General features: G+C 69.2%; 7 protein-coding genes. 5 read left to right on the forward strand and 2 right to left on the reverse strand.

All coding sequences use genetic code 11. The features are described from left to right. Positions 1-33: 33 nt before the first annotated feature. Positions 34-1899, forward strand: a complete 1866-nt coding sequence (gene glmS, locus AU195_RS10570) for a glutamine--fructose-6-phosphate transaminase (isomerizing) (RefSeq protein WP_059159015.1) — start codon at positions 34-36, stop codon at positions 1897-1899. A 19-nt stretch (positions 1900-1918) separates the two neighbouring features. On the opposite strand, the gene AU195_RS10575 is transcribed toward glmS, so the two are convergent. Continuing rightward, positions 1919-2353, reverse strand: coding sequence for an SRPBCC family protein (locus tag AU195_RS10575; RefSeq protein ID WP_059159016.1), 435 nt, complete (start codon positions 2351-2353; stop codon positions 1919-1921). Next, positions 2350-2682 carry an ArsR/SmtB family transcription factor gene (locus AU195_RS10580; RefSeq protein ID WP_059159017.1) on the reverse strand — a complete coding sequence of 111 codons (333 nt, stop codon included), beginning with the start codon at positions 2680-2682 and terminating at the stop codon, positions 2350-2352. The genes AU195_RS10575 and AU195_RS10580 overlap by 4 nt, the downstream gene beginning before the upstream one ends. An 85-nt stretch (positions 2683-2767) precedes the next feature. Here AU195_RS10580 and AU195_RS10585 point away from each other — a divergent pair, with 85 nt between their 5' ends. Genes AU195_RS10585 through gad form a run of 4 tightly spaced genes read left to right on the forward strand, consistent with a single transcriptional unit; the run spans position 2768 to position 7063 of the window. After that, positions 2768-3532, forward strand: coding sequence for a DUF899 domain-containing protein (locus AU195_RS10585; RefSeq protein ID WP_059159018.1), 765 nt, complete (start codon positions 2768-2770; stop codon positions 3530-3532). Continuing rightward, a complete protein-coding gene (locus tag AU195_RS10590) occupies positions 3519-4190 on the forward strand; it encodes a maleylpyruvate isomerase family mycothiol-dependent enzyme (protein ID WP_286149214.1) in 672 nt (223 codons plus the stop codon). Before AU195_RS10585 ends, AU195_RS10590 begins: the two co-directional genes overlap by 14 nt. A 41-nt stretch (positions 4191-4231) precedes the next feature. Next, positions 4232-5653: an NAD(P)H-hydrate dehydratase gene (locus tag AU195_RS10595; RefSeq protein ID WP_059159031.1), complete on the forward strand. Its 1422-nt coding sequence runs from the start codon at positions 4232-4234 to the stop codon at positions 5651-5653. A gap of 18 nt (positions 5654-5671) precedes the next feature. After that, on the forward strand, positions 5672-7063 hold the full coding sequence (gene gad, locus AU195_RS10600; protein ID WP_059159019.1) for a glutamate decarboxylase: 1392 nt from the start codon (positions 5672-5674) through the stop codon (positions 7061-7063). The last annotated feature ends 92 nt before the right edge of the window (positions 7064-7155 follow it).

Here is a 7155-nt window from a genome sequence, read left to right on the forward strand (position 1 = left end):
CCCCGTGAGGCTCTTGCACTACCCTGGTTCTCTATGTGTGGAATCGTCGGCTATGTCGGGCATCGTCCTGCCTGCGCGATCGTGGTCGACGCGTTGCACCGGATGGAGTACCGCGGGTACGACTCGGCAGGCATCGCGCTCCTGGACGGACACGGCGGGATGACGGTGCACCGGCGGGCGGGCCGGCTGGCCAACCTCGGCGAGGTCCTCGAATGCTCGGCGCCGGAGACGCTGGCCGGCTGCAGCGGGCTCGGCCACACCCGATGGGCGACGCACGGTCGGCCGACCGACCGCAACGCGCACCCGCACCGCGACTCGGACGGCAAGATCGTCGTCGTCCACAACGGGATCATCGAGAACTACGCCCCGCTGCGCGGTGAGCTCGAGGCCGAGGGCGTCGAGTTCGCCAGCGACACCGACACCGAGGTCGCCGTCCACCTGGTCGGGCGCCAGTACCGCTACGGCGACACCGCGGGTGATTTCCCGGCCTCGGTGCTGGCCGTGCTGCGCCGGCTGGAGGGGCACTTCACGCTGGTGTTCGCCAACGCCGACGAACCGGGCACGATCGTCGCGGCCCGCCGCTCGACGCCGCTGGTGCTCGGGATCGGCGACGGGGAGATGTTCGTCAGCTCCGACGTCGCGGCGTTCATCGAGCACACCCGCCACGCCGTCGAACTCGGCCAGGACCAGGCCGTCGTGGTCACCGCGGACGGCTACACCGTCAGCGACTTCCACGGCAACACCGACGTCGACTTCCGAGAGTTCCACATCGACTGGGACCTGTCGGCCGCCGAGAAGGGCGGCTACGAGTACTTCATGCTCAAGGAGATCGCCGAGCAGCCCGCGGCGGTGTCCGACACGCTGCTCGGCCACTTCGTCGACGGTCGCATCGTGCTCGACGAGCAGCGCCTGAGCGATCAGGAACTGCGCGACATCGACAAGGTGTTCGTGGTCGCCTGCGGAACGGCGTACCACTCCGGGCTGCTGGCCAAGTACGCGATCGAACACTGGACGCGGCTGCCCGTCGAGGCCGAACTGGCCAGCGAGTTCCGCTACCGCGACCCGGTGCTGGACCGCAGCACCCTGGTCGTCGCGATCTCGCAGTCCGGTGAGACCGCCGACACCCTCGAGGCGGTGCGGCATGCCAAGAAGCAGAAGGCCAAGGTGCTGGCGATCTGCAACACCAACGGCAGCCAGATCCCGCGCGAGGCGGACGCCGTGCTCTACACCCGTGCCGGACCGGAGATCGGCGTCGCGGCGACCAAGACGTTCCTCGCTCAGATCGCCGCCAACTACCTCGTCGGCCTGGCGCTGGCGCAGGCGCGTGGCACCAAGTACCCCGACGAGGTGTCGCGGGAGTACCGCGAACTCGAGGCGATGCCGGGGCTGGTCGCGCAGGTGCTCAAGCAGCTCAACCCGATCGTGGAACTGGCGCGGCGCTTCGCCGAGAAGCCGACGATCCTGTTCCTCGGCCGTCACGTCGGCTATCCGGTGGCGCTCGAGGGCGCGCTCAAGCTGAAGGAACTGGCGTACATGCACGCCGAGGGCTTCGCCGCCGGTGAGCTCAAACACGGTCCGATCGCGCTGATCGACGAGGACCTCCCGGTGATCGTGGTGATGCCCTCACCCAAGGGGGCGTCGATGCTGCACGCGAAGCTGCTGTCGAACATCCGGGAGATCCAGGCCCGCGGCGCGGTCACCATCGTGATCGCCGAGGAAGGTGACGACACCGTCCGGCCGTTCGCGGACTACATCTTCGAGATCCCCGCCACCACAACGCTTTTCCAGCCGTTGCTCTCGACCATCCCGCTGCAGGTCTTCGCCGCCGAGGTCGCCCGGGCCCGCGGTTACGACGTCGACAAACCGCGCAACCTGGCGAAGTCCGTCACCGTCGAATAGCGCCGGCCGGCGTCGACGCCTAGCCGGCCAACTGCGCGGCGAGCTGATCGAAGGTGAGCGCCCAGCCGCTGCGGAAGTTCTCGAATTCCGTTGGCGGGAGCAGCCTGTGCTCGATCGACATGAGCGTCTCGTCGTTGTCGGCGGGGGCGAAGGTGACCTCGACGATGCTGACCGCGGTGGGGTCCGGCCAGTCCGAGTTGCTCCAGGTGAAGCGCAGGAGGCGCGGTCGGTCGATCTCGAGGAACTGTCCGGTGATCAGCAGCGGGACGCCCACATTGTCGACGTCGAAGCGGACCTGCCCCCCGACGCGGGGGTCGAGTCGCACGTCGACGACGCGGGTCGGATGCGGACACATCCATTCCTTCAGCGATTCCGGATCGAGCCACTCGTCGAACACCTCGTCCGGGGGTGCGGGCATCAGGCGCTGCACGCGGACGGTCGGCGCCTCGGTCACTTCGCCCGCCGCTTCCGGGACAGCCGGGCCGCCAGGGCGTCGGCGCGGGTGGACCAGAACTCGGTCTGTTCGTCCATCCACTGGGCGGCGCCGGTGAGACCGTCCGGCCGCAGCGACAACCAGTGTTCGCGGCCGCGCACCTCCCGGGTGACCAGGCCCGCCGATTCGAGCACCCCGATGTGGCGGGAGACGCCGGCGAAGGTCATGGGCAGGGGAGCGGCCAGATCGGTGATGCGCGCGTCACCACCGCGCAGGGTCTCCAGTAGTCGGCGGCGGGTCGGATCGGCGAGCGCGGCGTACGCGCGATCCAGCACCTGATCTTCAACCATGTTGTTGACTATAGCGGCAGTCGTGTGGTGTGCTGGCTGAAGTGACGTTCAACTGATTTGTTTAATGTTTGTCGAAGGGGACGTGATGACCACACCACCGATCGTGTCTGCGCAGGAATGGCAGGACGCGCACCGGCAGATGCTCGTCAAGGAGAAGGAGATGACGCGCGCGCGTGACGCATTGGCCGCGATGCGCAGGCGGATGCCGTGGATGGCCGTCGACAAGCCGTACGCGTTCGAGGGGCCGGACGGACCGGCGACGCTGCTCGATCTGTTCGACGGCCGCCGCCAGTTGATCGTGTACCGCGCCTTCGTCGAACCGGGTGTGCACGGTTGGCCCGAGCATGGCTGCGTCGGCTGTTCGTTGATGGCCGACCACATCGGTCACCTCGCGCACCTCAACGCACGCGACACCACGTTGGTCTACGCCTCGCGCGCATCGCAGACGGACCTCGACCGGGTGAAGGCGCGAATGGGCTGGAACATCCCCTGGTACAGCATCACCGACGACTTCGACGCCGACTTCGATTGCGACCAGTGGCACGGCACCAACGCCTTCATCCGCGACGGCGACAGGGTCTACCGCACCTACTTCATCAACGACCGCGGTGACGAGGTGTTCGTCAACACCTGGGCGTTCCTCGACATGACCGCGCTCGGGCGCCAGGAGACGTGGGAGGACTCGCCGCCGGGTTATCCGCAGGAACCACCGTACGAATGGTGGTGCTGGCACGACGAATACGGTCAGCGCGAACCGTCGAGATGGTTCGGCGATCCTGATCCGGACGATCCCCGTGACCCACGACCTCCCCGCCGGCCCGAGGGGCGTGACTGCTGTGCCGAGCACTGAGGCCGAGCGCAGCGCAGAGCTGTACCGGGGGTGCTACGAGCGGATCGTCGAGCTCGTCTCCCGACTCGACGACGCGCAGTGGGCCACCGCGGTGCCGGCGTGCCCGGGGTGGACGGTCCGCGATGTCGTGGGGCACCTCGTGGCCGTGGCCGAGGAATGGTGCGACGGCCGCCTGTCCGGAGTGCCGACCGACGCGCACACCGCGGCCCAGGTCGCCAGGTCCCGGGAGACCGGCACCGCCGACCTGCTCGCCGCCTGGGGCGAGGCGACGGACACGTTGAACGAACTGGCCGGCACCCGAGGGCTGGTCGCGCCGGTCGGCGACATCGTCAGCCACGAGCACGACATCCGCGGGGCGCTCGGCCGACCGGGAGCACGCGACTCCGAGGCCGTTCGGCACGTCTGCGACCAACTGCTCGAGATGCTGGATCCGCCCGTCACGCTGCGCGTTGTGCTCGACGACGGCGAGCACCTCAGCGGGCCCGCGACCGGTGACGGCGAACTGCGTTTACGGACATCGAGATTCGAGACGCTGCGGTGGCGGACGGGGCGTCGCAGTCGCGCGCAGTTGGCGGCGATGGACTGGTCGGGTGACCCCGAACCGGTTCTCGACGCGCTGTACCTGTTCGGTCCGGCCGCCACCGACATCGTCGAGTAAGGCCACCCGCGCGCACCACCTCCCCACGTAGGGTGTGGCTGATGCGGCACTACTACAGCGCGGAGGCGATCCGCGACGCGGAAGCACCGCTGCTGCAGCGCCTCCCCGACGGCGCTCTCATGCGGCGCGCGGCGTTCGGTCTGGCGACGGCGATCGCCCGCGAACTCACCGCGCGCACCGGCGGTGTCGCCGGCCGGAAGGTCTGCGCCGTCGTCGGGTCAGGGGACAACGGCGGCGACGCGCTGTGGGCCGCGACGTTTCTGCGCCGGCGCGGGGCGTCGGCCACCGCAGTGCTGCTCAACCCGGACCGGGCCCATCCGAAGGGGCTCGCCGCGTTGCGTGCGGTCGGTGGTCGGATAGTCGAAAGGGTTCCGCCAGCAACGGATCTGGTGATCGACGGTGTGGTGGGTATCTCCGGTTCCGGGGCGCTGCGACCCGCCGCGGCCGAGGTGTTCGCCGCCGTCGACACCGCCGGGATCCCGGTGGTGGCCGTCGACATCCCCAGCGGTCTCGACGTGCACACCGGTGGCGCCGACGGGCCGCATGTGCACGCCGCGCTGACGGTGACGTTCGGCGGGTTCAAACCCGTGCATGCGCTGGGGGAGTGCGGCCGCGTCGAACTGATCGACATCGGTCTGGACCTGCCGCCGTCGGATGTGCTCGGCATCGAGGTCGCCGACGTGCGCGCCCGGTGGCCGCGACCGGGGCCGACGGACGACAAGTACACCCAGGGGGTCACCGGCGTGCTGGCCGGTTCGTCGACCTACCCGGGTGCGGCGATCCTGTGCACCGGGGCGGCCGTCGCCGCCACCAGCGGCATGGTGCGCTACGCCGGAAGCGCTGCGGCCGAGGTGGTTTCGCACTGGCCGGAAGTCGTCGCCGCGCCGAGCGCCGCCGCGGCGGGGCGGGTGCAGTCCTGGGTCGTGGGCCCCGGGCTCGGCACGGACGAGGCCGGGGCGGCGGCGCTGTGCTTCGCGCTGGACACCGACCTGCCGGTGATCGTCGACGCCGACGGGCTCACGCTGCTGGCCGCCCATCCCGACCTCGTCGCCCACCGCAGCGCGCCGACTGTGCTCACCCCGCATGCCGGGGAATTCGCGCGACTGGCCGGATCCCCACCGGGAGACGACCGGATCCGCTCGGCCCGCCGCCTGGCCGAGCAGTTCGGCGCCACCGTGCTGCTGAAGGGCAACGTCACCGTCGTCGCCGAACCGGACGGTCGGGCGTACCTCAACCCGGCGGGTGAGGCGTGGGCCGCCACCGCCGGTTCCGGCGACGTCCTGTCGGGAATGATCGGCGCGCTGCTGGCCGCGGGCCTGCCTCCCGGCGAGGCCGCGGCGGTGGCGGCCTTCGTCCACGCCCACGCCGCGAACGCGTCCGCAGCCGACCCCGGACCTCGACCGGCGCCGACCTCGGCGTCGCGCATCCTGCACCACATCCGCACCGCACTCGCCAGTATCTGATCCCGAAAGGAACCGTCTATGTCCCGCACACACGGTCGCGTCCCGCAGATCTCGCCCGCCTACACCGGTCGGCTGGCGATGGCGCCGGTGCCCTCCCTGCGGCTGCCGGACGAGGCGATGGAACCGCAGGCGGCATACCGGTTCATCCACGACGAACTGATGCTCGACGGAAGCTCGCGACTCAACCTGGCCACCTTCGTCACCACGTGGATGGACCCCGAGGCCGAGAAACTGATGGCCGAGACGTTCGACAAGAACATGATCGACAAGGACGAGTACCCGGCCACCGCGGCCATCGAGCAGCGGTGCGTGTGCATGGTGGCCGACCTCTTCCATGCCGAGGACCTACGCGACGACGACCCTTACAGCGCGACCGGGGTGTCCACGATCGGATCGAGCGAGGCCGTCATGCTGGCCGGCCTGGCGATGAAGTGGCGGTGGCGCGAGCGCCTGGAGAAGGAGGGGAAGGACTGGCGCTCTCATACCCCAAACCTGGTGATGGGTTCGAACGTCCAGGTCGTGTGGGAGAAGTTCTGTCGCTACTTCGATGTGGAACCGCGCTACCTGCCGATGGAGGAGGGGCGTTACGTCATCACCCCCGAGCAGGTACTCGACCACGTCGACGAGGACACGATCGGGGTGGTGGCGATCCTGGGCACCACCTACACCGGTGAGCTCGAACCGATCGGGGAGATCTGCACCGCGCTCGACAAGCTGGCCGCCGACGGCGGGGTCGACGTACCCGTGCATGTCGATGCCGCCAGCGGCGGGTTCGTGGTGCCGTTCGTGCATCCGGATCTGGTGTGGGACTTCCGGTTACCGCGGGTGGTGTCGATCAACGTCAGCGGGCACAAATACGGGCTGACCTATCCCGGGATCGGCTTCGTCGTGTGGCGCAACGCCGAGCATCTGCCCGAGGACCTCGTGTTCCGGGTCAACTATCTGGGCGGCGATATGCCGACCTTCACGCTGAACTTCTCGCGGCCGGGCAATCAGGTCGTCGGCCAGTACTACAACTTTCTGCGGCTGGGCCGCGGCGGGTACGCACAGGTCATGCAGTCGCTGTCGCAGACCGCCCGGTGGCTGGGTGACGAACTGCGCGACAGCGAGCACTTCGAGCTGATCACCGACGGCTCGGCGATCCCGGTGGTGAGCTTCCGGCTGAAGGGCGACCCGGGCTACACCGAGTTCGACATCTCGCAGACGCTGCGCTCCTATGGCTGGCAGGTGCCGGCCTACACCATGCCGGAGGGCGCGGAGGACGTCACGGTGCTGAGGGTCGTGGTGCGGGAAGGCTTCTCCGCCGACCTGGCCCGTGCGTTGCGTGACGACATGGTCACCGTGCTCAAGCATCTCGACGAGCTCAAGCCCGGCGGCCACTTCGACGAGGTGCAGCCGTTCGCCCATTAGAAGGGCGGTGGTTTGTTGCGTTCGGCGACGAGGTCGTCGTTGAGTTTGCGTTCGGCTTCGATGCGGCGGGCCCGGTCTTGGGCGCGGGTGCG

The organism is Mycobacterium sp. IS-1496 (assembly GCF_001499995.1).
Taxonomy (GTDB): Bacteria; Actinomycetota; Actinomycetes; order Mycobacteriales; family Mycobacteriaceae; genus Mycobacterium.